The organism is Bordetella sp. (assembly GCF_051960075.1).
Lineage (GTDB): Bacteria > Pseudomonadota > Gammaproteobacteria > Burkholderiales > Burkholderiaceae_B > Bordetella.
Map to the genome: position 1 here is coordinate 34039 of NZ_JBQCER010000055.1, position 25103 is coordinate 59141.

A 25103-nucleotide genomic window follows, 5' to 3' on the forward strand; every position below is an offset into this window, starting at 1 on the left:
GCACGGCTTCATGCATGAAGCACCTGCTGCGCAATCAGGGCGATTTTCGAGTCGGGCGGAACTGCGCCGGCCAGCATCTTGACGCGGGCCGGATCATGAGAGGAGAGCATGCTGTGAATTTCCGAACTCAGCAGTCCGTGGTGAGGGGCTTCGAGCCAGTCGAAGAACGAGAGGCTGTAGCTCATGATCCAGCTGATGAGCTTGCCGCCGTATGCGTCGTAGAGATGATTGCGCTTGAGAAAAGCCAGCATGGTTTCATGGTGCCGGAACATGGCCAGCCAACGCATGGCACTCGAGGCCGTGGTCTGCCCTGCACGGTTCGTCCTGTGGTAGCAAAGCACCTTGTCGATGCAGACGAAAGACTGGGCCTTCAGTATGCAGAACCAGTGAAACGGGTTGTCCTCGAAAAAATAGTCACCCTCGGGAAATCTCATGTCCGGGTCGGCGATCAGGTCTTTTCTGTACAGCTTGCGCCACGGAACGGGACTGAAGTCCAGCAGCGTCATTCGCGCCGCCGGTTCCGTCAGGCGTTCGCCGAGCCGTATTGCCGGGTTCCGCCAGGCGCGTTTGTCATAGGCCTCCTGGTATTGCCCTTGCTCGTCTTCATAAAGCTGGAAGTCGCCTATCGCCACCTGCGCATCCGCCTGGGCCGCAGCCGTGTAAAGGCTCTCGAACATGTCGGGTTCGCACCAGTCGTCTCCATCCACGAAGCCGATGTAATCGCCCTTGGCGATTTGCATGCCGGCATTGGCCGGAGTGCCTACGCCGCCCGGAGAATTCTGCTCGAATTGGACGACGACGATCCGGTTGTCGCGGGCTGCGTATTGGGCAATGATGCTTCGGGTCGAGTCTGACGAGGCATCGTCCACGACGATGATCTCCAGGTTCTGATAGGTCTGGCCGACGACGCTGTCCAGGCAGCGTGCGATGTATTTCTCGATGTTGTAGGTGGTGACGATGACTGAGATCAGCGGTCCTGGGGCTACGCGACGGTCGGCGGTCTGCGCCAGGGCGGAGCCGCCGCTGAGAGGGGGCTCGGCGCCGTTGGCGGCCAGATACCGCTCGGCCACGTTCCGGTCCGTCTGCAGCAAGACCTGGTACGCCAACTCCGTCGCCTGATAGGCCGAGTGCAGCAAAAAGGCCAGCTTCCAGCGCTGGTCGTCGTTCATGCCTGCAATGCGCGCCGCATTCGGCACGAAGACGGCGTTTTTGGTCATCTCCTGCGGCCGGCCTACTTGATGGGGCCGGTTGGCGCGTAGCAATTCGAATCCGTGAGGCGCCAGCAGCGTGCTCAAGCCGGCTGCGTCTGTCTGGTTCTCGAACACCTCGACCAGCAGCGTCTGCGCCTGGACGACCAGGACGTGAGGCAACAATCTTTGCGCATGCCGCAAGATGGCCGCGTTGTCGTTGGCGCCATCCAGGATCATCCAGTCGAGCTTTTCCAGACCGGTGAGGTCGTCCAGGCGTGTCGTAGGAATGACCTGCGTGCTGCGCACGCCGGTGGCTTGCCGCAGGGCTGGCAGCTGCCGGGACGCGGGCAGCGGGGCGAGGGTACCGCTATAGGCGTTGTCCTCGCACAGATGCAGCGTGGCGGGCGTGCCGTCGCCCAGGGCCACATGGTGGTAATGGTGCTGTATCAGCCGGCCCCACAGCGTTTGTTCGCGCCCATGCAGCGCGTGGGCCGGGTCGATGGCGACAGTGATCAGGCCGCCCAGATTGCTCAGATTGCGCGATATCTCGGTGCCGACGAAGGCGCCGCCATGGTCCAGCGTGACGATCTTGCCGCGCAGCTGGAACTGAAAATCCTTGCCGCCGGCAGCAGGCATCTGCGCGGCCGAGCTCGGTTCGACCACGTCCATGGGCGCGTCGCCGTCTTCGAACCAGGGCTTGCCGTCAGCCGTGAACACCAGGGATGCGCGCGGCATGCCTTCGCAATAGCGCTGCCAGATGGCCCTCAGGGCGGTGGCCAGGTGCCTGGCATAGCGCGGACCGTCGCATACGGGCGAGTCGAGCAGGATTTTGCGCAGGCTGCTGCGCAGCGTGGACATATTGTCCAGATCGGATGCCAGCGCCAGCACGCAAGACTGATATTGATCCCAATCTTCGGCCACCAGCTCGGGGAGGCCGGCGTTGGCCACGTGGGTGGCCGAGTGGCGGCCGGCAAACGTGGGGCCGGGCAGCGTGACCACGGGCACGCCCATGAGCAGGGCTTCGCAGGTAGTCAGGCCGCCAGAATAGGGCCAGGGGTCCAGCGCCACGTCGACGTCGTTATAACAAGCGAGCAACTGATAGTGCTTGGACTGGCCTTCCAGCCGCAGGCGCTCGGCGGCGATACCGTAGCCTTGCATGAATTCCTGCACGCGCCGGCGCAGGGCGGCGCTATCGTAGGCGCCGCCTTTCAGGAAAAGCCGTGAATTGGGCAATGCCTGCATGATGCCGGCCCATTTTTCCAGCACGGTCTCGTTGATCTTGGTGGGGTTGTTGAAGCAGCCCAGGGTGATGTAGCCGTTTTTTCTTGCCGGAAGCGGCCCGACATCCGGCATGTCGGGCGGCGGCAGGTAACAGATGTAGTCGTCGGGCATGCGGATCAGCTTTTCCGTATAGAAAGCGTCACTGCCCAGGGGCGACTCGACCCTGTCGGTGATGAGATAGTCCATGGCCGGCAGGCCCGTGGTGTTGATCAGGCCCCCGACCCACTTGACCAGAAGCGGCGCCGGCTCCATCGCCATGGCGCTCATGCGGGTGCTGGTGTTGTAGCCGGCCAGGTCCACCAAAATGTCGATGCCGTCGTCGCGAATGCGCTGCGCGAACTGCTCGTTGGATAGCTGCAGGACGATTGCATGGCTGTCGGCCGCGGCGATCAGGCGCTGGGCTACATGGTCGTAAGCCGGATTATTGGCGTACAGATAGATATCGAAACCGAACCGGCGCAGGTGCTCCAGCGACGGCGTGATCATGAGGCTGACCGGGCCTGCGCTAAAGCCGTTGGCATACAGGCCCACGCGAATTCTGCGGGCAGGTGCCAGGTTGGCCGGTTGCGGACGAGTGATGGCGTGGTCGGGCGTGAACAGCGCGCCCCATTGCTTGCAAGCCCGCAGGATCTCTTCGGCCCCGTGCTCGGGCATATAGTGCATTAGCGTCAGGCGGTTCGACACGGCGTCGATGCTTGCGGCTTGATTTCCGGCCGCTTCGGCCAATGCGATCGATTTGAGGTAGGCGGACTCGGCCTGCTTCAGGGCACCGGTATCACGGTAAGACTGGCCGAGGAGGTTCCAGTAATACGCGTTGTCTCGATCGAGCGGGATCAGCTCGTTTTGCAGCAGATCGATGGCCTCGTCGTAGCGGTGGGCCTGGATCAGGCCATAGGCTTTCAGATAGAGCGCGTGGATGTTTTGAGGCTGCTGCGCCAACGCGCGTGCTATCAGTTCCAGAGGTTGATCGGTACCTTTGTTGACTTGCAGTTGCAGCGAGGCGACCTGGCATAGCATGTCGAAATCGTCGGGTTGCAGCGCAAGCGCGTGCTCATAGTGCTCGCGGGCTTGGTCATACTGCTCGGCCATCGATTCGAGCTTTCCCAGAATGACCCTGACGTTAAAGTCGTCAGGCAGTAGTTGCGCGAGCTTTTGCGCAGCGGCGCGTGCCTGATCCGTATCCGTGTCGATGGTCAACTGAGCCAGCTCCAGCCAGACGCGCGGATCGTCGGGAAAGCGGCGCGCGCGCTCCCGTGCTTGCTCCACGGTCATGCCGGCGGGAGCCGCTGGGGCCGCTTTCTTGCCGGCACGCGTAACGGGCCGGCGAATGTCGTTTTTGGCCATGAAAATCGAAAATTAGCGGAAAGACCACGATGTTGCAGTCTACCCAGGGCTTCATGGTGGAAATTGCCGGTTAAGCGGGGGAAAGCTTACGCTTTTCGCGGGTCGGCGACAGGGGCGGCGCGCTATGGACGAAAAAACACCCCGCGCGTCGAAACGGGCGGGGTGTTTGTAGCTTGCCTGTGCCGGGCGTTGGCGCCCGGATCGAGCCGCGATTAACGCAGCAGCGACAGCACGTTTTGCGAGCTGGAGTTGGCCTGGGCCAGCACCGAGGTACCGGCTTGTTGCAGGATCTGGGACTGCGTCATGGCCGAGACTTCCACGGCGTAGTTGGCGTCCTGGATGCGCGAACGGGCGTTGGACAGGTTGGTGTCCGTGTTGTTCAGGTTGGTGATGGTGGCATCCAGACGGTTCTGAACGGCGCCCATCTGGCCGCGCAGCGAGTCGACCGACTTGATGGCGGCGTCGATGGAGGCCAGGTAGGTGTTGCTGGTGCCGGTGACCGAGATCGTGCCGGCGGTGTTGCCGATGGTCTTGAACTTCGTGACGTCGATGACGACGTTCGAGGTCGCGAGCGTGGTGACCGAAGCGGTCGAGCTGGCAACGCCCAGGGCGCTGGCGTTCATCTTTTGCAGCGTGATGTTGATGACCTGGCCGTCGTTGGCGCCGACTTGCAAGCCCATGCTGCCACCCGTCGCCAGGATGGTCAGACCGTTGAACTGGGTCTGAGCCGCGACGCGGTTGATTTCGGACATGTCCTGGTTGATCTCGTTTTGAATCGAGCTCAGGTCGGCCGAGGTGTTGGTGCCGTTGGCGGCTTGAACGGTCAGTTCGCGGACGCGCTGCAGGTTGTCGTTGATCTCGTTCAGGGCGCCTTGCGCGGTCTGAACGACGGAGATGCCGTCGTTGGCATTGCGTGCGGCTTGATCCAGACCGTTGACCTGGGCGGTCATGCGGTTGGCGATGCCCGAACCGGCGGCGTCGTCGGCCGCGCTATTAATACGCAGACCCGAGGACAGGCGGGTGATGGCGGTGTTCAGGGCCGACTGGGATTTGTTCAGGTTGTTCTGAGCAACCAGCGACAGGTAGTTGGTGTTGATGATCATCGACATGATGAAAGGGCTCCCAAGAGAGAAAAACTTCTTTCAAACTGGGTAGCTGTGCCACCCAACTAACAGCAGAAGGTCTGCCGTTGTCCTGGGTTACGACTGAGTATGTCCAAACTTAAGCGGACAATTTACGTTCGTCATTGATAAGAAATGCAAAGTCATGCGACCCAGGCCAACAGGCTCTCCGGCGGCAGGTCCTGCCAGGCATGATCGCGCAGGTGGGTGCGGATGCGAGCGATGGCTTGGCTACGCAACTGGCAGACGCGGGCTTCTGTCACGCCTAATACGGCCCCGATTTCCTTCAGGTTGAGGCCTTGTTCGTAGCAAAGCGACATCAACAGCTTTTCTCGTTCCGGCAGAGCGTCGATGGCATCGATAAGAACCTGGCGCAGGTCGCTGGCCAGCAAAGCGTCCAGAGGGGACGTCTCGCCACTGGCGGAGACGTCGTGCCAGCCGTCTTCGCCGTCCCGGCTGAAATCCTCGTAATGGAGAATTTGCACGCCGTGGGCGTCTTTGAGCATGTCGCGGTACTCGGCCAGCGATACGCCCAGTTCCGCGGCGACTTCCGATTCGCTGGGCGGGCGCATAAGTGCCTGTTCCTGCTTATGGATGGCGCTTTCTATTTTGCGGCTCTTGCTGCGCACGCTTCGTGGCAGCCAGTCCTGAGCGCGCAACTCGTCGAGCATGGCGCCGCGTATGCGTGCGGTGGCATAGGTCTCGAACTGGGCTTCCGGATTCTCCTGATAGCGCCGCATGGCATCCAGGAGCCCGATCATGCCAGCCTGCATGAGGTCGTCCAATTGAACGCTCGCGGGCAGTCGGGCCAGCATTTGCAGGGCAAGCTTGCGTACTAGCGGCGTATATTCAAGTAGATTGTCGTCGGCGGAAGGCATGAGATCGGACGATGAACCCACTATGGGCCCTGGCGGCCATTGTGATCCTGCATAGGGGCATTCATTCCGGCAATCACCCTTCGTTTTGACGGCTTGCTTGGGAGTTTGTCCGCATGAGGTGCACACACACAGACGTGCCAGAGTGTTGTATGCGAGATAAGGAAATGTAAATGTAAAGCTTAAACATTGTAAAGTATTGCGGATGTAATAAACCCTTATGGACTCCCGTGTTAAATTGCGTTTAACTTACCGAAGAATGATACATTTTCATTCCAATAAGTTACTCTTTAGATACAAATTGCGAGGCGCGGAACAAGGTTGCTTTTCCCCCCGCGACACTTTTCGCAGTAGAGGAGTCAAACATGAATACGACAGCAGATGCTTCCTTGCTTACCGACATTCGCGAAGTCAATCTGTCTTACTTGCTTTTGGCTCAACGCATGCTGCGTGACGACTACGCGGCTTCCACCTTCCGCCTGGGCTTCAGCAACGAGGTCGCAGACCTGTTGCTCCACCTGACTCCGGCACAACTCATCAAATTGGCCAGCTCAAGTTCTTTGCTGTGCCGTTTCCGTTTCGACGACTACAACTTGCTGTCGGCTCTGACGCAGGACGTGCTGGGCGGCGCTTTGCAGCAGGCCCATGCGACGATCCTGCTGGCCAGGCAGCCTGTCGAAGAAATCGCCTGATTCCTTTTTAGCGGTCTGTTCAGCATGGGAAGCAAAAGCGTATCTCAGGAAGCCGACGAGATTCTGTTGGCCAGCGCCATGATCACGCTTGGCGCTCGCCTGCAGGTTCTCGAAGCTGAGACCAGTCTCAGCCATGATCGCCTGGCGCGCCTGTATCGCGAAATCCGCGGCTGCTCGCCGCCCAAGGGGATGTTGCCATTCTCGGTCGACTGGTTCATGACTTGGTTGCCGAATATCCACTCGTCCCTGTTCTATAACGTGTATTCGTTTCTGAACGGGCGTACCGAGCGCAAGGGCATACGCGCCATTATTGACGCGTACCGGCTTTATCTGGAACATGCGGCGGCCGACAGCGGCGAGGCCAGCGAACCGGTGCTCAGCTTCACGCGGGCCTGGATGCTGGTGCGCTTCTTCGACAGCGATATGCTGCAGCTTTCCGCCTGCCGCCAATGCGGCGGGCATTTCATTGCGCACGCCCATGATCCGCAATCGGATTTCGTATGCGCCATCTGCCGTCCGCCGCCGCGCGCGGGCAAGACTCGCGCCGCCAAGGCGCGAGGCATCCAGGGCCGGCCCGGGCTGGAGCCGACGCGTTCCTGAAAAGCCGCTCGGACGCCGAACTGTAAAGGCGCCAAATGACCCCAAAAAAACCCTGTAACTCACCTTTTTATGAGGGGCGCGACAGGGGATCATTCAAATTGGGTTACTGAGTGCCGTAGATCTTCTGGAAGATCTATCTCTGTCGTAGCAAAGGGGCTCAAGTCGTGCTGATCGCTATTGGTTATATCGTTGTCCTTCTATCGGTCGTAGGCAGCTTTGCCTTCGGGGGAGGGCACTTGGGCGCGCTGTATCAGCCGCTCGAATTCGTGCTGATTGCAGGCGCGGGGGTTGGGGCGTTCGTTGCGGGCAACAGCAAGAAATCGATGGCGTCCGTGCGCAAAGCCATACCCATGGCGCTCAAGGGTGTCACCTACAGCAAAGACGTCTACATGGACCTGATGTCCTTGCTCTATGTCGTGCTCAACAAGGCCCGCCGCGAAGGCCTTATGTCCATCGAATCGCATATCGAGGATGCGGCGTCCAGCCCGATCTTCGCCGACTACCCGAAGATCGTCGGCGACGCGAACCTGATGGAGTTCATCACCGATTACCTGCGCATCATGATCAGCGGCAACATGAGCGCGTTCGAAATCGAAACGCTCATGGACGAAGAAATCGAGACCTTCCGCCACGAGCGCGAGGTGCCGGTGCACGCGCTGCAGAACGTGGCGGATGGCATGCCGGCCTTCGGCATCGTGGCGGCGGTCATGGGCGTTATCAAGGCGCTGGCCGCCGTCGACCAGCCTCCCGCAATTCTGGGCGAGCTGATCGCGCACGCCATGGTGGGCACTTTCCTTGGAATTTTGCTGGCGTATGGTTTTATCGGGCCTTTCGCGTCGCGTGTCGAGCGTTGCGTCTCCGAGACGGTCAAGGTGTTCGAGTGCGTCAAGGTCACTCTGCTGGCCAGCATGAACGGCTATCCGCCGCAACTGGCGGTGGAGTTCGGCCGCAAGGTGTTGTTCGCAGCGGTGCGTCCTTCCTTTACGGAACTGGAAGAGCACGTGCGTCAGGCCAAAGCTGCAGGCGGCAAGGCCTGACGGAGCGGCGCAATGAGCACTGCCAATACACACCGGGTCGTCGTTCGCCGCAAGAAGGTTGGCGGAGGCGGGCATCACGGCGGAAGCTGGAAGATCGCCTACGCCGACTTCGTAACCGCCATGATGGCGTTCTTTCTGGTGATGTGGCTGATCAGCATCGTGCCCAAGGAAGAGCTCAAGGGTATTGCCGAATACTTCCGCATGCCGCTGCGCGTGGCCCTGACGGGCGGCCCCAATTCGTCGGCCGAGACCAGCGCCATCCCGGGCGGGGGCCAGGATCCTACCAAGAGCGACGGCGACGTGCGCAGGAGCGAGGGCACGCACATCCGGGTTCCTCCCAACCCAATCACCACGGAAGCCGATCGCCGCGACCAACGTCGGCTGGAGAAACTGCGCAAGCAATTGGTTCACGCTATGGAATCGAACCCGGTGCTGGTCAAATTTCGCCCCCAATTATTGGTGGACGTGACCACGGAAGGTTTGCGCATCCAGATCGTGGACAGCAAGAACCGACCTATGTTCGCGCTGGGTAGCGCTGAAGTCGAACCCTATATGCGCGACATCCTTCGCCAGCTCGCCCCGTTGGTCAACGAGGTGCCCAATAAGATCAGCATCTCGGGTCATACCGACGCTACGCCGTATGCCGGAAACGAGGCTGGCTATAGCAATTGGGAGCTCTCGTCAGACCGGGCCAATGCTTCGCGCCAGGAGCTGGTGGCGGCAGGCATGGATCCCAACAAGATCGTCCGCGTGCAAGGCCTGGCTTCGAGCATGAGCCTGGTTAAGGATGACCCGTTTGCTGCCGTCAATCGCCGCATTAGTCTGGTCGTGCTCAATGCCGAGACATTACGGCGCATCGAAGAGGAAAACGCTACGGCAGCCGATGTGGCCAAGGGTATGATGGGTACCAACAGTGTGCAGCAGTTCGACCGGGCACTACCGCCTCAGCCGGCGGTAGGTCCCGCGGCAGCGCCGACCGTACCTGCCCAACATTAGGAAAGACATGATTCCGAATATCCTGGTCGTAGACGACTCATTGACGATGCGTCTTATCGTGCAGGCGGCCATGGTGGGCGCCGGTTGGAAGGTCGTGCTCGCCACCAACGGCAAGGAAGCGCTGGAGAAGGCCCAGGATGGTTCTTTCGATCTGGTGCTCAGCGACTGGAACATGCCGGTTATGGGCGGCCTGGGATTCATTCAGGGCCTGCGTGCCCAGCCCAAGTACAAGAACACGCCGGTCCTGGTGCTGACGACGGAGGAAGACGACGTCAGCAAGGCCGCGGCGCGCGAACTGGAAGTAAGCGGCTGGGTGAATAAGCCGGTCGACCCTGATGGGTTGGTCGAGTTCGTCGCCGAGCTGTTGGGCATCGAGCCGCCGAACTGATGCGCTTGCACCGAACCGTCTCACTATCTCAATAAATAAAAGGCGATCCGTATGTCTGGTCTGGACCTCAGTCAGTTTTACGAGACCTTCTTCGACGAAGCAGATGAGCTGTTGGCTCAAATGGAGCAACTGCTCCTGGGATTGGATGCCCAGGCGCCGGACATCGAGCAGCTCAATGCCATCTTTCGTGCGGCGCACTCGATCAAGGGGGGGGCGGCGACTTTCGGCACGTTCCAAAAACTGGCCGAGACCACGCATTTGCTGGAAAACCTGCTGGACGCCATTCGTCGCCAAGACATGGCGTTGCGTGCCGACATGGTCGATATCTTTCTGGAAACCAAAGACGTGTTGAAGAGCCAGCTCGATGCCTACCGCGCCTCGGAAGAGCCTGACGAGGCCGTCTACGAACGTATTTGCGCCGTGCTGCGGCAGTTGGCCGAGGAAGACGGCGCGCCTGCGCATGGCGCACCCGCTCATGGCGCGGCGACTGCTGTTGCGCCTGTCCCTGCTGCCCACCAGGAGGAAACCATGCAAATGCCCGCTGCATCGGCCACCGGCACCAGCGACAAGCCGACTTGCGTGCGCATTCGCGACGTAAGCGGCAAAGACGCGCAATCGCTGCTCGAAGAAATGGGCAATCTGGGCACGGTATTGCATAGCGAGAGCAAGGCTGGCGGTCTGGCTGTCTGGGTACAGACGACCTGTTCGGTGGCCGATATCGAGGCCGTGTGCTGCTTTATCGTCAACCCCGATCAATTGCGCATTACGCACGAAGCTGCGCCGGCATCTGCCGGAGCCGACGTGGTGTCGCAATTCGAGGCGGCCGCGTCGAGTTTTGCGCCCCAGGACGCGACGTCTCCCTCGCCCACGCGGGCCGCCGCAGCCAGTCCCGCAGCGCCCAGGCCGCAGAAGGCAGCGCCGGCGCCGGCGGCGGCACAGCACGCCGACAAGGAGTCGACCTCCATCCGGGTCGGCGTGGAGAAAGTCGATCAGATCATCAACCTGGTGGGTGAGCTGGTCATTACCCAGGCCATGCTGACGCAGACGGCTTCGACGCTGGATCCGGTGGTGCACGATCGCCTGCTCAACGGTCTGGAGCAACTCGAGCGCAACGCCCGCGATCTGCAGGAGTCCGTGATGTCCATCCGCATGATGCCGATGGATTATGTGTTCAGCCGCTTCCCGCGCGTGGTGCGCGATCTGGCCGGCAAGATGGGCAAGCAGATCGAGCTTGAGACGCATGGCCGCGCTACCGAACTGGACAAGAGCCTGATCGAGCGCATCATCGATCCGCTCACGCATTTGGTGCGCAACAGTCTGGACCATGGCATCGAGACGCCCGAGAAGCGTATTGCCGCCGACAAGGATCCGGTGGGCAAGCTGACGCTGTCGGCCCAGCATCATGGCGGCAATATCGTCATTCAGGTGACCGACGACGGCGCGGGCCTGAACCGCGAACGCATCCTGAAGAAGGCCATGGAGCAGGGTATTCAAATCAGCGAGAACATGCCTGACGAAGAAGTCTGGCAGCTGATCTTCGCGCCGGGTTTTTCCACCGCCGAGAAAATCACCGACGTATCCGGCCGTGGCGTGGGTATGGATGTGGTGCGCCGTAACATTCAAGATATGGGCGGTCATGTGCAACTTTCCAGCCGCGCGGGGCAGGGTACGACCACCCGCATCGTGCTGCCGCTGACACTGGCCATTCTCGACGGAATGTCGGTGCGCGTGGGCGCCGAGACGTTCATCCTGCCTCTGAATCACGTCACCGAATCCATGCAGCCCACCCAAGACCAGATCTACACGGTGGCGGGCGATGAGCGCGTGCTGCATGTGCGCGGCGAATACCTGCCTCTGGTTGAAATGCATCGGGCCTTCGCCGTCGGCGACGCGCAGCAAGATCCCACCCAGGCCATTGCCGTCATCATGCAGGCCGAGGACAAGCGCTTTGCTTTGCTGGTGGATCATCTCGTGGGTCAGCACCAGGTCGTGGTCAAGAACCTGGAGGCCAACTACCGCAAGGTGCCGGGCATTTCGGCGGCAACCATCATGGGCGACGGCAGCGTGGCGCTGATTGTCGATGTCTTTGCGTTGGCTCGGGCCAACCGTGAAAAATGGTCGTCCGCGGCCGAAACCGTCTTGAACTGACAGGAGTCCAGCAACATGGCAGCCTCCCCCCGAACCGATACCGCGCGCGCCGAAGACACGGGACACGAATTTCTGGTCTTTGCGCTGGGCGAGGAAGAGTACGGCATCGACATCCTGAAGGTGCAGGAAATCCGCGGCTACGACGCCGACGTGGTGACCCGCATCGCCAACGTGCCGCCCTTCATCAAGGGCGTGACCAATCTGCGCGGCATCATCGTGCCCATCGTCGACCTGCGCATCAAATTCAACCTGGGCAAGGTCGAGTACACCGAACAGACGGTGGTGATCATTCTCAACTTGAGCAATCGGGTGGTGGGCATCGTGGTCGATGGCGTGTCCGACGTGCTCATGCTCAACACCGCCCAGATCCGTCCCGCCCCGGAATTCGGTCAGACCTTGTCGACCGAATACCTGACCGGCCTGGGCACGATCGACGAGCGCATGTTGATTCTGGTCGACATCGAAAAAATGATGACCAGCGACGAAATGGCGCTGGTGGAAAAAGTAGCGGCTTGATTCTGCGGCGAGGGTTCGATGGCATCTTCGCAGGCCGTGGGTTCTTCTCCGGAACGTCAGTTCGACTTCCGGGAGAGTGATTTCGCGCGCGTACGCAAGATGATCTATTCGCGCGCGGGCATATCGCTGGGTGAGCACAAGCGCGAAATGGTCTATAGCCGGCTGGCCCGGCGGCTGCGCGCGTTGAGCGTCCAGGATTTTTCCAGCTACCTGGATTCGCTCGAGGGCGAACATGGCTCGCCCGAGTGGGAACATTTCACCAACGCGCTGACCACGAACCTGACCTCGTTTTTTCGCGAGGCTCACCATTTCCCCATTCTGGCCGATCTGGCGCGCAAGAAGCAGGGGCCGGTATCGGTCTGGTGCTGCGCGGCCTCGACGGGCGAAGAGCCGTATTCGATCGCCATCACATTGGCGGAAGCCAAAGGCGGCAAGGCTACGGGGTGCGAGATCCTGGCCACTGACATCGACACGAACTGCCTGAACCGCGCACGCACGGGCATGTATCCGTTCGAACGCGTGTCAAAGTTACCCGAGGAGCAACTGAAGAAATATTTTTTGCGCGGCAAAGGTGACAACGAAGGACAAGTAAAGGTCAGGCCCGTGCTGCAGGACATGATCAGTTTCGAAACGTTGAACCTGCTTGCCGACAAGTGGGCGATACAAGGTGCCTTCGACGCCATATTCTGCCGCAATGTCATGATCTACTTCGACAAGCCTACTCAGGCGAAGATACTGCAGCGCTTTGTGCCGCTGCTCAAGCCGGGCGGGCTTTTGTTTGCGGGCCATTCCGAGAATTTCACCTACATCAGCAAAAATTTCCGTCTCCGCGGGCAGACGGTATACGAGTGCGTGTCCCAGTCGTAAGGGTGCGCGGGCAGAAGACGTGTTATGAATAAAATCAAAGTTCTGTGCGTGGACGACTCGGCTCTGGTGCGCGGCCTGATGACGGAGATCATCAATAGCCACCCTGATATGGAGGTCGTGGCGACGGCTCCCGATCCCTTGGTCGCGCGCGACCTGATCAAGCAGCACAATCCCGATGTGCTGACGCTGGATGTGGAAATGCCCCGTATGGATGGCCTGGATTTCCTCGAGCGCCTCATGCGTTTGCGCCCCATGCCCGTGATTATGGTTTCGTCGCTGACCGAGCGCGGCGGCGAAATTACCCTGCGGGCGCTGGAGCTGGGAGCGATTGACTTCGTGACCAAGCCCAAGCTGGGTATCCGTGACGGATTGATGGAATACAGCGAGACGATCGCTGAGAAAATCCGCGTGGCCTTCCGCAGCAAGCTGCGTCCACCCTCGGCTGCCAGGGCTCCGGCGACGGTATCGGCGCCGCGTCTTCGTGGTCCACTGGCAAGTTCGGAAAAACTGGTCATCATCGGGGCATCCACCGGCGGTACCGAGGCCATCAAGGACGTGCTCGTGCCGATGCCGCCGGACAGCCCGGCCATCCTCATTACGCAGCATATGCCGGCGGGGTTCACCAAGTCTTTCGCTCAGCGCCTGGACGGCATGTGTTCGGTCACGGTGCGCGAAGGCGTGCACGGCGAACGTGTCCTGCCTGGTCATGTCTATCTGGCACCGGGCGGCGAAACGCACATGAAACTGGGCCGCAGCGGTGCCAACTACGTGATCGAGCTTTTGGCGAGCGAGCCGGTCAATCGGCATCGTCCGTCAGTTGACGTACTATTCAACTCCGCCGCGGAAGCCGCCGGCCGCAATGCCATCGGGGTCATTCTCACGGGCATGGGCAAGGATGGCGCTGCGGGGCTGTTGGCCATGCATAAGGCAGGGGCCTATACCATCGCCCAGGACGAGGCCAGCTGCGTAGTATTCGGCATGCCTCGCGAGGCGATCGCCTTGGGGGGGGCGTCCGAAGTGATCGCGCTGTCGCGCATCAGCGATCGACTTCTGGAACGCCTTGAAGACCGGGGTCACCGGGTTTGAGATTCACGAGGTTCCTGCATGCGGACAGGGCCTCGTTTTATTATTTTTTGGAGCCATGATGGTAGACAAGAGTTTGAAGATTCTGGTGGTGGACGACTTTCCCACCATGCGCCGCATTGTCCGCAACCTGCTCAAAGAGCTGGGTTTCGAGAACGTGGACGAAGCAGAAGACGGCGCGCAGGGTCTGGAAAAACTGCGTACCGGCGGTTTCCAGTTCGTGGTCTCTGATTGGAATATGCCCAATCTCGATGGGCTTGAAATGCTCAAGCAGATACGCCTGGACCCGGCTTTGAAAAGCCTGCCTGTGCTGATGGTCACTGCCGAGGCCAAGAAAGAAAACATCGTCGCAGCGGCCCAGGCCGGCGCCAACGGCTATGTGGTCAAGCCTTTTACTTCTGCTACGCTGGAAGAAAAGCTGAATAAGATCTTTGAAAAAATGGCCGGTTGAGGTTATCGATGAGCGCCGAAAGCATGCCCGAAGCTGGAAAGACACCTGCCGCGGCGGCGCCCGCCGAATCGGCTGGGGCCCTGGACCTGATTCACCGCATCGCCTCGCTCACGCGCACGCTGCGGGAAAACATGCGCGAATTGGGCTTGGATCAAGCGATCAAGAACGCTGCCGAAGCAATTCCCGATGCGCGTGATCGTCTGCGCTACGTCGCTCAAATGACGGAAAAAGCCGCCAATCGTGTGCTCAACGCAACAGACGCTGCCGGACCCATCCAAGATGGCCTGACGCGTGCGGCGCGCGGTCTGGATGAGCGTTGGGGGGCCTGGTTCGCCCAGCCTATCGAAATGGATGCCGCGCGGCAGCTCGTAAAAGACACGCGCAGCTTTTTGGCCGACGTGCCCGCACAGGCGCAGGCTACCCAGTCGCATTTGATGGAAATCGTCATGGCGCAAGATTTTCAGGACCTGACGGGTCAGGTGATCATGCGCATGATGGATGTGGTGGGCGCCATAGAGCGTGAGCTGCTGCAGGTGCTGCTGGACAACGCCGACATTTCGAGCGAGCGCCGTGAGGAGGTCAATTCGCTGCTCAACGGACCGCAAGTCAGCCCTGAAGGCAAGACAGACGTGGTCACCAGCCAAGATCAGGTCGACGATCTGTTGGCAAGCCTCGGGTTTTGAAGTCTTTTTGACGATATCCTGATGTAATGCGGCGGGTAAATAGCCCCGCTTTCCGCCCCCTTCTTGGCTGATCGTCGGCCCGCGCACAGACCTAGAATTGCGGCTAACGGCCACTTTTTTGTCTGGCCGCGGACCTCAGCGCGAGCATGGCCGACGATAGCGATCTCGAAAAAACAGAAGCCCCCTCGGGAAAGCGCCTGCAACAGGCGCGGGATGAGGGGCAAATTATGCGTTCCCGCGAATTGGGGACGTTTCTGCTTCTGGCGACAGGGCTTGCCGGACTCTGGCTGAGCGGCGGCGATCTGTACCGCGACCTGACGAGTATTTTGCGGCATAGCCTGGGCTTCGACCCTCTGATTGCGCATGATCCGGCCGTCATGATTGCCGGGGCGGCGGGCAATATTTACCAGATTTTATTGCTAATGCTGCCGATTTTTGGCGCTTTGGTCGTCGCGGCTATTCTGGGCGCGACCGCCCTTGGCGGCTTGGTGCTGACGACCAAGCCCCTTGAATTCGATTTCAAGCATTTCAACATTGCGAGCGGTTTCGGTCGCATGTTCTCCCTGCAGACCGTGGTGGAGTTGGTCAAAGCCTCGTTCAAGGCCATCTTGATCGGCGGCGTGGGCGCCTGGGTTCTGTGGTTGCATTTGAACAACATCCTGGTTCTCGTCAATGCGTCGCCGGCGTCGGCGATCACCAGGAGCATGTCGCTCGTGGCATTGTGCATCGTGCTGGTGGTGGCGTCGCTGATATTGATCGTGGCAATGGATGTGCCTTGGCAAATATGGAGCTACATCAAGAAGCTGCGTATGACCAAGGATGAGGTCAAGCAGGAGAACAAGGACGCTGAGGGCGACCCGCAGATCAAGGGCCGCATACGTCAGCAGCAACGCGCCGTGGCGCGTCGACGCATGATGGCGGCCGTGCCTAAGGCGAACGTGGTGGTGACCAACCCGACGCGTTACGCTGTGGCTTTGAGTTATTCCGAAGGCCAGGAGGGCGCCCCGCGAGTGGTTGCCAAGGGCACCGATCAGCTCGCGGCGCGTATCCGCGAGCTGGCCGCCGAGCATCGCATTCCCATCCTGGAGGCGCCGCCCCTGGCGCGCGCCCTGTATCAGCACGTCGATTTGGGGCGGGAGATCCCGATCGCCTTATACTCCGCCGTCGCGGAGGTTTTGGCCTGGGTCTTCCAGTTGCGCAGTTGGCGCGTCGGGATGGGCCTGGAGCCCAAACCGCCAGTATCGCTGGCGGTGCCTACCGAACTCGATCCGCAGAATACTGCGCAGGCCTCGGCGGCCGCGCCTGAAGGAGTGTAGTAAGAATGAGCGCATTGCTCGCCGCATTGCGAGCCAGCGGCGCCGCGAACTTGCGGTTCCTGGCCGGTCCTGCGCTGATCCTGCTGGTGTTGGGCATGATGGTGCTGCCTCTGCCCACCTTCCTGCTCGATTTGCTTTTCACCTTCAACATCTCTTTGTCGGTGATGATCCAGCTGGTTGCGATGTTCACGCTCAATCCATTGGATTTCGCGGCTTTCCCGACCGTGCTGCTGTTTGCCACGCTGTTGCGGCTGTCGCTGAACGTGGCCTCGACCCGCGTGGTGCTACTGCACGGCCACGCCGGTCCGGATGCGGCAGGCAAGGTGATCGGGGCCTTCGGTCATTTTCTGGTGGGCTGCAATTTCGCGGTCGGCATCGTCGTCTTCGTCATCCTTACCATCATCAACTTCATCGTCATCACCAAAGGCGCGGGGCGTATCGCCGAAGTTGGCGCGCGCTTCACTCTGGATGCCATGCCTGGCAAGCAAATGGCCATCGACGCCGACTTGAACGCCGGCATGATCGGCGAGGACGATGCCCGGCGTCGCCGTATGGAGATCGCCCAGGAAGCCGATTTTTTCGGCTCCATGGATGGCGCGAGCAAGTTCGTGCGGGGCGATGCGATTGCCGGCGTGCTTATTATGGTGATCAACATCCTGGGCGGCCTGATCGTCGGCATGGCCCAGCATGGCATGCCGATCGGCGAGGCGGGCAAGACCTATACGCTGCTGACCATCGGTGATGGCCTGGTGGCGCAAATTCCTGCATTGGTGATATCGACGGCGGCCGGCGTGGTGGTATCGCGGGTGTCGACCGGCGAGGACGTGGGCGAGCAGCTGCTGGGTCAACTGTTCTCCAATCCCAGCGTACTGTTTCTGACTGCAGGCATTATCGGCATTATGGGTTTGATTCCCAATATGCCGCATATCGCGTTCCTGACGCTGGCGGTAATCCTGGGCGGCCTGGGGTGGCAGATACGCAAACGCGATCTGGCCAAAGAGGCAGCCATGAGCCAGGCGCCGCAGGAGGCGGAAGCCAAGGCTCAGGCAGCCGCCGCCGAAGCCAGCTGGGATGATGTGTCCATGGTCGATCAGCTGGGCCTCGAAGTGGGCTATCGCATGATCCCGCTGGTCGATCACGCGCAGAATGGCGAACTGCTGCATCGCATCCGCAGTCTGCGCAAGAAGTTCGCGCAAGACGTGGGATTTCTGCCTCCGGTGGTGCACATCCGCGACAATCTTGAGCTAAAGCCCAATGATTACCGTATCTTGCTGTCCGGGGTGGAGGTTGGCCGGGGCATGTCGATACCCAATCAATGGCTCGCCATCGATCCGGGCGGCGTAAGCCAGCAGATCAAGGGCACACCGACCACTGATCCAGCCTTCGGTCTGCCGGCATTGTGGATCGACGTGGCCTTGCGCGATCAAGCTCAGGTGGCCGGCTATACCGTGGTCGACGCCAGCACGGTGGTGGCCACGCATCTGAACCATCTCATGCATCGCCATGGCGCCAACCTGCTGGGCCGCCAGGAGGTGCAACAGTTGCTTGAACGTCTGGGCCGCGAGTCTCCCAAGCTGGTTGAGGACTTCGTTCCCAAGACGATCTCTCTTACGACTTTCCAGAAGGTGCTGCAGGGTCTGCTGTCCGAGGAAGTGCCCATCCGCGACATGCGCACCATTATCGATACCATTAACGAGCATGCTCCACGCCTGACGGCGTTGGCCGCCAATACAGGCGGGCAACCCGATGTGGGCGAGCTGATCGCGTTGTCGCGCCGCGCGCTTGGGCGTGCCATCACGCAGCAGTGGTTCCCGGGCGACGGCGATTTGCGCGTGATCGGCTTGGACGTGAAGCTCGAGCGTGTGCTGATGCAGGCGATGACGACCAGCGGCGGGCTCGAACCCGGTCTGGCCGATACTTTGCTGCGCGAAACCGAGGCCTGTGTGGCGCGCCAGGAAGCGCAAGGCAACGCGCCGGTGCTATTGGTGCCCCCGCCGCTGCGCGCGGCGTTGTCCCGCTTTCTGCGGCATCATTTACCGCAACTGGGAGTCTTGTCCAATGCCGAAATTCCCGATGAGCGTGTCGTTCGCGTCACGGCCCTGATTGGAGGTTCGGGCGAATGAAACTGAGCCGATTTTTAGGCGCTACGACGCGAGACGCATTGCGCCAGGTGCGCGATGCGCTAGGAGAAGATGCTCTCATTGTCTCCAATCGCATCGTCGATGGCAGCGTGGAGATCGTAGCGACACTGGATACCCCGAGCAGCTTGCACGGCGACGAAATTACCCGCGAGCCAGCGGCAGAACCTGCGCCTTCAACCTCTCAACCCGCTGTCACGCCGGATTACCGTGCCTCCTCGCTACCGGCGCCGCCTGCTTCTGCACCGCCACCGCGTCTCATGATGCGGCCGGCCATGGCAGCAGCCTATGCCGCAGCCGCAGCCGCAGCAAAGCAGCAACTAACCGCACAGGACGAGTCCACCGACGGGCTGGAGCGGGCCGCGAAGCCTGTGCAGCCCGCCGCTGATCGGGGCTCGGCCGAGAAAAAATTGAAGCAACCCGCTGCGCAGCGAGACGGCGATCGGACGACGTTGCCCGCGCTGGATTCCGCTAAAGAAATCAAGTCGAAACGGAGTCGAACTGAGGGAGCTGCCTCGGGAGTCGACCTGCCGCACATGCGCCCGTTGGAGCCCGAGCAGGGCGTTGCGCCCAAGCTCGAGCCCAAGAAAGCCAAGCCTCGGCCGGCGACCAAGAAAAGCACGACGGCGCCGGCCTCGGACATGGCCCGCATGCCCGACGCCCCGATGCCGGGCGCTGCGAATCTACCGCCACCACCCTTGGACGCGAGCTATCAGGCGGGCATACAGGTACAGGCAGCAATCAACGCTCTGCGTGGTTCTATCGAGTCGCGCATGGACGGGCTGTTGTGGGGCGGGGCCAACGGCCCAGGCGCCGAACCGGTCAATGCCATGCTGTTCCGCGTCCTGCTCGAAGGGGGGTTCAGCATGCCCATCGTCCGGACCTTGATCGAACGCATGCCGGCCGATTGCGATCGCCAGTCGGCGATGGTCTGGGCGCGAAATGAATTAGTAACGCATTTGCCGGTGCTGCGCAGCGAGGACGAATTCCTGCGCGATGGCGGCGTTTATGCATTGGTCGGGCCAACGGGCGTGGGCAAAACCACGACCCTGGCCAAGCTTGCGGCGCGTTGTGTGGCGCGAGCAGGGCGCGATCAGGTGGCCATGCTGACCACGGATATGTTCCGTATCGGCGCAGTCGAGCAACTGCAGATTTACGGCCGTCTGCTGGGCGTGCCGGCACATTCGGTGAGCGATGCCGACGAGCTCAAGCAGGCGCTGGGCCAGTTGGGCAACCGCAAGTTCATTCTGATCGACACGACGGGCATCAGCCAGCGTCATCGCAATGTGGCGTTGCAGGCCGCGCTTCTGACCTCGGCCGACCGGCCTGTGCGCCGCCTGCTAGTGCTCAACGCCGCCAGCCAGGGCGACACGCTCGACGAAGTAGCGCACTCTTATCGCAACGGCGCCGGCGACGATGTGGCTGGCTGCATCATCACCAAGCTTGATGAGGCTACGCGCATCGGTTCGTCGCTGGATACGGCAATACGTCATCGTTTGCCGATTCATTACGTTTCAATCGGGCAGAAAGTGCCGGAGGACATGGAGGTCGCCGATGCGCAACTGCTCGTCGACCGCGCTCTGGCCACACCCAGTCAATCATCGGCCTTGTATGCTCCCAGCGAAGGCGATATGGCTTCGCTGCTGCGCGCCAGCGGCAAGACCCGCAATGCCGATGCCTCGCGTCGCCGGCAAATGCTGGCTAGCGCTTTGCTGCCGCAGCAGGCCGGCGCCGAAGTCGAATTAGAAAAGGCCATGGAGTGGCTGGATGCCGACCCGGCCTGCGCGCAGGCGCGCGCCAATTGGCGTCAGACCGAGTCCGGGGATGCATTGCTCTCGCCCGAAGCGATCGCCAATGCTGGTATGGAACTGGTGCGAGGAGTTTATTCGCGCAGCTGCGATCGCTATGTGTTGTCCGTGCATGGCAAGGCTGCCATGAAGGGTGACGGCGTACCCACGGGCACACTGCACACCACGTTGCTCATGAGCGATCGCGGTATGGCGCTGGCTGCGCCTGTGCCGCAATTGATGCTGGCGCACGGCACGCACGCGGCCTACGCGCAAGAAGAATCCATCCCCGACAATGCGGCCGAGGCTCTGGCGGCGCGTGTCAAGACGCTGAGCGACGAATTGGCAGGCGTACCGCAGGTGCACATGATCGATGCGATCGCAGCGGGTCTTTGCCACACCCTGTCAGAGCAGGGGGCCGCGTGGGTCGCTCGTGGCGCTGCGACGTCGAACGTGATGCAGGATTACACATCGACCACGTTGTCAGCGGCAGCCAAGAGCCTGGGGTATATCCCATGTAATCGGGTAAGTGTGCGTCAATCCGAGACACGGGAGACAATTTTCGATCTTTGGGCGGGCGGCACCGAAGTTGAGCTGCCGGCGCGCGGGCAGGATGCGCTGCTGCTGCGCATGGTGAGTGCCAAATTGGTCGACCCCGGCACAGGCAAGGTTGCGCAGCATCTATACGGTTTGACCAATGTGAAAGCATCTCAGGCCGATGCGGGCACGATCGCGCGCTGGCTGTTGCAGGCCGAGCAGGCCAAGCCCGCATTCCGTCATATGGTTCACGCCTGGACAGCCTTGTCGATGCCAGCCGGTGCGCAGTCTCTATCGCGTCAGGCGCTCTTTGCGTGCCAGTTAGGCGCCGCTTGCTGGCAACTGCTGAGTACGCCGCAGGCCGCTAGCGTCCGACATCTTCTGCAGGCGGTTAGCGGTGGACGCAAACCTTCTGGGGCGCTGCTTCCTGCGACGCTGCTGAAGTGCTATGCGATGCTGGAGATAGCGGAATAGATCATCGCCCGGATCCGGGCGTAGTCGATCTCTTGACGTGGTTGATGCCGTGTCGTGTCAACGGGCGACAATGCTTCGCACGCCGTATCCCGGCTGGCCACTGCGGCCTTGCGCCGTGTAGGTCTGGGAGGGGCTGACTTTCAGCGTAATGTTGTGCAAGGCATCGAGCGATTTCTCGGTGTACTGCAGGCTGCTGCGTACCAGGATGCCATTGTGCTCGTTCTTGTCGCGGGCCACTCTGGTCAAGCGCAAGAGTCTTTCCCAGATACCGCCAAGTTCGGGGAACATGCCGACAGCCTGCTCGGTACCGGCGTGCCCATCAGGCAACCCCATCTGAGCCAGAATTTCGTCTCTTTGCGTATTCAGCTCGATGAGATCGTTTGCCAGCGCTTCCTTGGTCTGAGCAGCCTTGATAAGCGCTTCGTTGGCTTTGCGGTCGAGCAAGGCCAGGGTTTCGTCTGCAAGGGCGGCGATGAATGCCTCGATGAGTTCGGCTTCGCGCTCGAGGCATTGTTGCAGCGATGTGATCATGGCGTTTGACGCGAAAAGAGAGATGACGCCAGTCTAGGCCAAGCGGACTACTTCAGCAATTCCTGAATGCTGGCGATCAGGCCGTCTGTGATGCGGCTGGGATCTACTGTGTATTGACCAGACGCGATGGCATCGCGAATCGCCTGCACGCGGTTGGCGTCGATGTCGTTGTGGTCGTTCTGCAGGGCCAGCAGCTGCTGCGAAGCAGAGCTCAGGTCAACCTGGGAACTGCTGGTCGCGGACACGGCCGAGCCCGAGCTACCGCTGCCATAGGTGCGGGTAACGTCGGTGCGGACAACAACCCCGGCGGGAGTGGTTACGGTCGTGTTGGTGATTTTCAAGGTGTTCTCCGGGACTGCGCGGTGGGGTACTGCGCTGGCGGCGAATGTCAGCCGCCATCCGTTCATGCCTATTGTAACGGCGACGGTTCGGGCAACTTTAGGCTGCGGAGCCGATCGCCATACAACCCCGCTATGCAACTCCCCTTGAATTCGACAATTTGTTACAATTGGGCGGTTTAACGATATCAGAGGGGAACGTCCACCTCGCCCGAGTGGCCGACGACGCCGCTGATGATCTGTCCGTTGGCGGTACGCACCTGGATTCTTTCGCCCGGACCGGCACTGGTCATAGCTTTGCCTTCGGTGCTGACCTGAAACCCCCGCCCATTGACGACCAGCTGAACAGATTGGCCGCGCTGCACGTACATCGCGCTGCGCAAATTGTCAGTGCGCAGCATCTGCCCAGCCATCATGGCCGAGGCCAGTTTCATGCCGATGGCCTGGTTTGGATCGAGCACGGCATTGGCGGGCAGGGCGGCCAGGTCGGCCTTATGGGCGACAAGATCGTCCGCTCGCAGAATCTGCCCCATGCCCAACTGATGGGCTGCCACATAGTACTGCCCGGCAATGCTTACTGTGGCTTGAACAAAGGTGGTCCAGGTTTGAGGCGCCGCGCAGCGCATTCCCACCGACATACGGGGCCGGATGTGCACGGGCTCGGGTATGAATGGGAAGAGTTCGGCGCACGCCACCAGATTCTGGGTCTGCGGCGGATCCATGGCGACCGTAGGCACGCCGGGAATCGAGGCCAGTTGGGCGAGCAGGTACTTTTCAGCGGCGGCGCTCAGCGCTGCCGGATCCTGCCACGCGCGGGCCGCCTGCGCAGGAGCAGCCTGAGCCTGGCTTGTGCAAGGCAGCATGACGGATGCGCTCAGGCACACGCTGAAAACCAGCCTGCTCCATCTGGTCCGGGCGGGCGGGCCAGGTCGATTTGGCCAAGTGGGCGCATGCGTACGATTCATGACTGAAATTGTAAAAGCGCATGCCTTCGCACAAGAACGGAATTGACTCGGAAATAACGGTCTATTTGATTGATTATTAAGGATGGCCGAAACCTATGATCCTCCCATCGTCAATGGCCGAGGGGTACGGCATGATCGACCGGCTTTCCCAGGACTTCGGTTTTTTGCAGCAGGCAATCGCGTTGCGCGAGCAGCGCCAGGAGGTTTTGTCTTCCAATATTGCCAACGCCGACACGCCCAACTACAAGGCCCGGGATTTCGATTTCAAGACGGCCATGACGAATGCCATGGACCAGCGCATGAGGCTGGCCGACACCAGCCTGACGCTGACGTCGCCGCGGCACATTCCCGGCAAGGCAGCGATGCCCTCTGATGTCGACATGATGTATCGACTGCCGTATCAGCCCAGCATCGACGGCAATACGGTCGACATGGACATGGAGCGCGTTCAGTTCGCCGACAACACCATGCACTATGAAAGCAGTCTGCAACTGCTTTCGATCGATATGAAAACCATGCAGCAAGCCATCCAGGAAAGCTGATCTCGGAGCTCTGATCCATGTCTCTCCTAAGTATTTTCGACATCGCGGGTTCGGCGATGACGGCCCAGTCTCAGCGCATGAACGTGGCGGCCAGCAACCTGGCCAACGCCGACAGCGCGGTCGGTCCGGATGGTAAGCCTTACCGCGCCCGGCAGGTCGTTTTCCAGGTCAACCCGCCTGCAGGTCAGCCGCTGGGCCAGGAGATCGGCGGCGTCAAGGTGGCCGGCGTCGTGGAAGACCCGACTCCCATGAAGCAGATTTACGATCCGAACAATCCCATGGCCAACGCCCAGGGCTACGTGACGATGCCCAACGTCAACCCGGTGGCCGAGACCGTCAATATGCTCTCTGCCTCACGCTCCTACCAGGCGGACGTCGAGGTGCTCAACACTGCCAAGACCCTGATGGCCAAGACGCTGACCATCGGTCAGTGACGACTCCACCCAAAACTCATCAAGGATAGCGTTCATGACGACCACTTCTGCGGTGAACAACGCTAGCAGCGTTACATCGGCGCTGAACTCGGCGGACAATGTCTCCAGCGCGCAAAATATCGAAAACCAGTTTCTCACACTGCTGACAACGCAGTTGCAGAATCAGGATCCCACCAACCCGATGGACAACATGCAGCTTACCTCGCAGTTGGCGCAGATTTCCACGGTCGAGGGCATCAGCAACCTGAACACCACGCTACAGTCGATCAGTTCCCAGATGGGTCTTTCGCAGTCGATCGACGCGACGTCCTTCATCGGCAAAAGCGTATTGGTGCAGGGCAATTCGATCCTGTTGGGGACGGATTCAACCACCAGTTCCGCTGTGACTACACCGTTCGGCATCAATCTGACTGGCGCGGCTTCGGATGTGAAGGTGAATATCATCAATTCCAGCGGCGCCGTGGTCAATACCGTCGATCTAGGTTCGATGAGTGCCGGCGTCTACAGCTACGACTGGAACGGGCAGACCAGCGGCGGCACCGCGGCCACCAATGGTTCTTATTCCTTTAGCGTCACGGCTACCGACTCCAGCGGCAATGCGGTCACTGCCGATCCGCTGACCTACGGTCAGGTCGGCAGCGTAGCCTATACGTCCAGCGGTCCGGTACTCAATCTGGGCACGGCCGGTACGACCTCCCTGTCGGGGGTATACAAAGTCTTCTCCACCACCGACGACAGCACCTCCATTTGATACCCGGCACGGCGCGTC

Annotated in this window: 23 protein-coding genes; 17 read left to right on the forward strand and 6 right to left on the reverse strand. The window is 60.7% G+C overall.

Annotation, left to right across the window (positions count from 1 at the left end; genetic code table 11):
- Window positions 1-8: 8 nt before the first annotated feature.
- From ACTHJ1_RS08500 to ACTHJ1_RS08510, 3 genes are all read right to left on the reverse strand, one after another.
- Complete coding sequence (locus ACTHJ1_RS08500) at window positions 9-3815, reverse strand: O-linked N-acetylglucosamine transferase family protein (protein ID WP_440190594.1); 3807 nt, start codon at window positions 3813-3815, stop codon at window positions 9-11.
- Between the two features lie 212 nt (window positions 3816-4027).
- On the reverse strand, window positions 4028-4924 hold the full coding sequence (locus tag ACTHJ1_RS08505) for a flagellin N-terminal helical domain-containing protein (RefSeq protein ID WP_440190597.1): 897 nt from the start codon (window positions 4922-4924) through the stop codon (window positions 4028-4030).
- Between the two features lie 155 nt (window positions 4925-5079).
- Window positions 5080-5814: an RNA polymerase sigma factor FliA gene (locus ACTHJ1_RS08510; protein WP_440190600.1), complete on the reverse strand. Its 735-nt coding sequence runs from the start codon at window positions 5812-5814 to the stop codon at window positions 5080-5082.
- Window positions 5815-6176: 362 nt separating this feature from the next.
- Between ACTHJ1_RS08510 and flhD the strand changes: the two genes are divergently transcribed.
- From flhD to flhF, 14 genes are all read left to right on the forward strand, one after another.
- Entirely contained in the window at window positions 6177-6503 is a 327-nt protein-coding gene (gene flhD, locus ACTHJ1_RS08515; RefSeq protein WP_440190603.1) for a flagellar transcriptional regulator FlhD, read from the forward strand.
- Between the two features lie 24 nt (window positions 6504-6527).
- Window positions 6528-7103: a flagellar transcriptional regulator FlhC gene (gene flhC, locus ACTHJ1_RS08520; RefSeq protein WP_440190606.1), complete on the forward strand. Its 576-nt coding sequence runs from the start codon at window positions 6528-6530 to the stop codon at window positions 7101-7103.
- Window positions 7104-7267: 164 nt separating this feature from the next.
- Window positions 7268-8140 (forward strand): flagellar motor stator protein MotA, encoded by an 873-nt coding sequence (gene motA, locus ACTHJ1_RS08525; protein WP_440190609.1) that lies wholly within the window; start codon window positions 7268-7270, stop codon window positions 8138-8140.
- A gap of 12 nt (window positions 8141-8152) precedes the next feature.
- Complete coding sequence (motB, locus tag ACTHJ1_RS08530) at window positions 8153-9136, forward strand: flagellar motor protein MotB (RefSeq protein WP_440190612.1); 984 nt, start codon at window positions 8153-8155, stop codon at window positions 9134-9136.
- 7 nt (window positions 9137-9143) lie between these two features.
- Complete coding sequence (locus ACTHJ1_RS08535) at window positions 9144-9524, forward strand: response regulator (protein ID WP_440190615.1); 381 nt, start codon at window positions 9144-9146, stop codon at window positions 9522-9524.
- Window positions 9525-9575: 51 nt separating this feature from the next.
- Window positions 9576-11672 carry a chemotaxis protein CheA gene (gene cheA / locus ACTHJ1_RS08540; RefSeq protein WP_440190618.1) on the forward strand — a complete coding sequence of 699 codons (2097 nt, stop codon included), beginning with the start codon at window positions 9576-9578 and terminating at the stop codon, window positions 11670-11672.
- 15 nt (window positions 11673-11687) lie between these two features.
- On the forward strand, window positions 11688-12188 hold the full coding sequence (gene cheW / locus ACTHJ1_RS08545; protein ID WP_440190621.1) for a chemotaxis protein CheW: 501 nt from the start codon (window positions 11688-11690) through the stop codon (window positions 12186-12188).
- Window positions 12189-12206: 18 nt separating this feature from the next.
- Window positions 12207-13055, forward strand: a complete 849-nt coding sequence (locus tag ACTHJ1_RS08550; protein ID WP_440190624.1) for a CheR family methyltransferase — start codon at window positions 12207-12209, stop codon at window positions 13053-13055.
- 24 nt (window positions 13056-13079) lie between these two features.
- On the forward strand, window positions 13080-14141 hold the full coding sequence (locus ACTHJ1_RS08555) for a protein-glutamate methylesterase/protein-glutamine glutaminase (RefSeq protein WP_440190627.1): 1062 nt from the start codon (window positions 13080-13082) through the stop codon (window positions 14139-14141).
- Between the two features lie 58 nt (window positions 14142-14199).
- Window positions 14200-14589, forward strand: a complete 390-nt coding sequence (gene cheY, locus ACTHJ1_RS08560; protein WP_440190678.1) for a chemotaxis response regulator CheY — start codon at window positions 14200-14202, stop codon at window positions 14587-14589.
- Between the two features lie 23 nt (window positions 14590-14612).
- On the forward strand, window positions 14613-15272 hold the full coding sequence (cheZ, locus tag ACTHJ1_RS08565; RefSeq protein ID WP_440190681.1) for a protein phosphatase CheZ: 660 nt from the start codon (window positions 14613-14615) through the stop codon (window positions 15270-15272).
- 146 nt (window positions 15273-15418) lie between these two features.
- A complete protein-coding gene (gene flhB / locus ACTHJ1_RS08570; protein WP_440190630.1) occupies window positions 15419-16588 on the forward strand; it encodes a flagellar biosynthesis protein FlhB in 1170 nt (389 codons plus the stop codon).
- A gap of 5 nt (window positions 16589-16593) precedes the next feature.
- Window positions 16594-18711, forward strand: coding sequence for a flagellar biosynthesis protein FlhA (gene flhA / locus ACTHJ1_RS08575; protein ID WP_440190633.1), 2118 nt, complete (start codon window positions 16594-16596; stop codon window positions 18709-18711).
- Complete coding sequence (flhF, locus tag ACTHJ1_RS08580; RefSeq protein ID WP_440190636.1) at window positions 18708-21524, forward strand: flagellar biosynthesis protein FlhF; 2817 nt, start codon at window positions 18708-18710, stop codon at window positions 21522-21524. The genes flhA and flhF overlap by 4 nt, the downstream gene beginning before the upstream one ends.
- Before the next feature lie 57 nt (window positions 21525-21581).
- Here the strand turns inward: flhF and ACTHJ1_RS08585 are convergent, their stop codons facing one another.
- The 3 genes from ACTHJ1_RS08585 to flgA form a co-directional block, all read right to left on the reverse strand.
- The gene (locus tag ACTHJ1_RS08585) at window positions 21582-22055 is read right to left on the reverse strand and encodes a flagella synthesis protein FlgN (protein ID WP_440190639.1); all 474 of its coding nucleotides are present in this window, start codon (window positions 22053-22055) and stop codon (window positions 21582-21584) included.
- Window positions 22056-22102: 47 nt separating this feature from the next.
- A complete protein-coding gene (gene flgM, locus ACTHJ1_RS08590) occupies window positions 22103-22396 on the reverse strand; it encodes a flagellar biosynthesis anti-sigma factor FlgM (RefSeq protein ID WP_440190642.1) in 294 nt (97 codons plus the stop codon).
- A 185-nt stretch (window positions 22397-22581) separates the two neighbouring features.
- Window positions 22582-23256 carry a flagellar basal body P-ring formation chaperone FlgA gene (gene flgA, locus ACTHJ1_RS08595; RefSeq protein ID WP_440190645.1) on the reverse strand — a complete coding sequence of 225 codons (675 nt, stop codon included), beginning with the start codon at window positions 23254-23256 and terminating at the stop codon, window positions 22582-22584.
- Between the two features lie 233 nt (window positions 23257-23489).
- On the opposite strand from flgA, the gene flgB reads away from it, so the two are divergent.
- Genes flgB through ACTHJ1_RS08610 form a run of 3 tightly spaced genes read left to right on the forward strand, consistent with a single transcriptional unit; the run spans window position 23490 to window position 25085 of the window.
- A complete protein-coding gene (gene flgB, locus ACTHJ1_RS08600) occupies window positions 23490-23900 on the forward strand; it encodes a flagellar basal body rod protein FlgB (protein ID WP_440190684.1) in 411 nt (136 codons plus the stop codon).
- A 17-nt stretch (window positions 23901-23917) separates the two neighbouring features.
- Window positions 23918-24334, forward strand: a complete 417-nt coding sequence (gene flgC, locus ACTHJ1_RS08605; protein WP_440190648.1) for a flagellar basal body rod protein FlgC — start codon at window positions 23918-23920, stop codon at window positions 24332-24334.
- Between the two features lie 34 nt (window positions 24335-24368).
- Window positions 24369-25085, forward strand: coding sequence for a flagellar hook capping FlgD N-terminal domain-containing protein (locus ACTHJ1_RS08610; RefSeq protein WP_440190651.1), 717 nt, complete (start codon window positions 24369-24371; stop codon window positions 25083-25085).
- Window positions 25086-25103 lie beyond the last annotated feature (18 nt).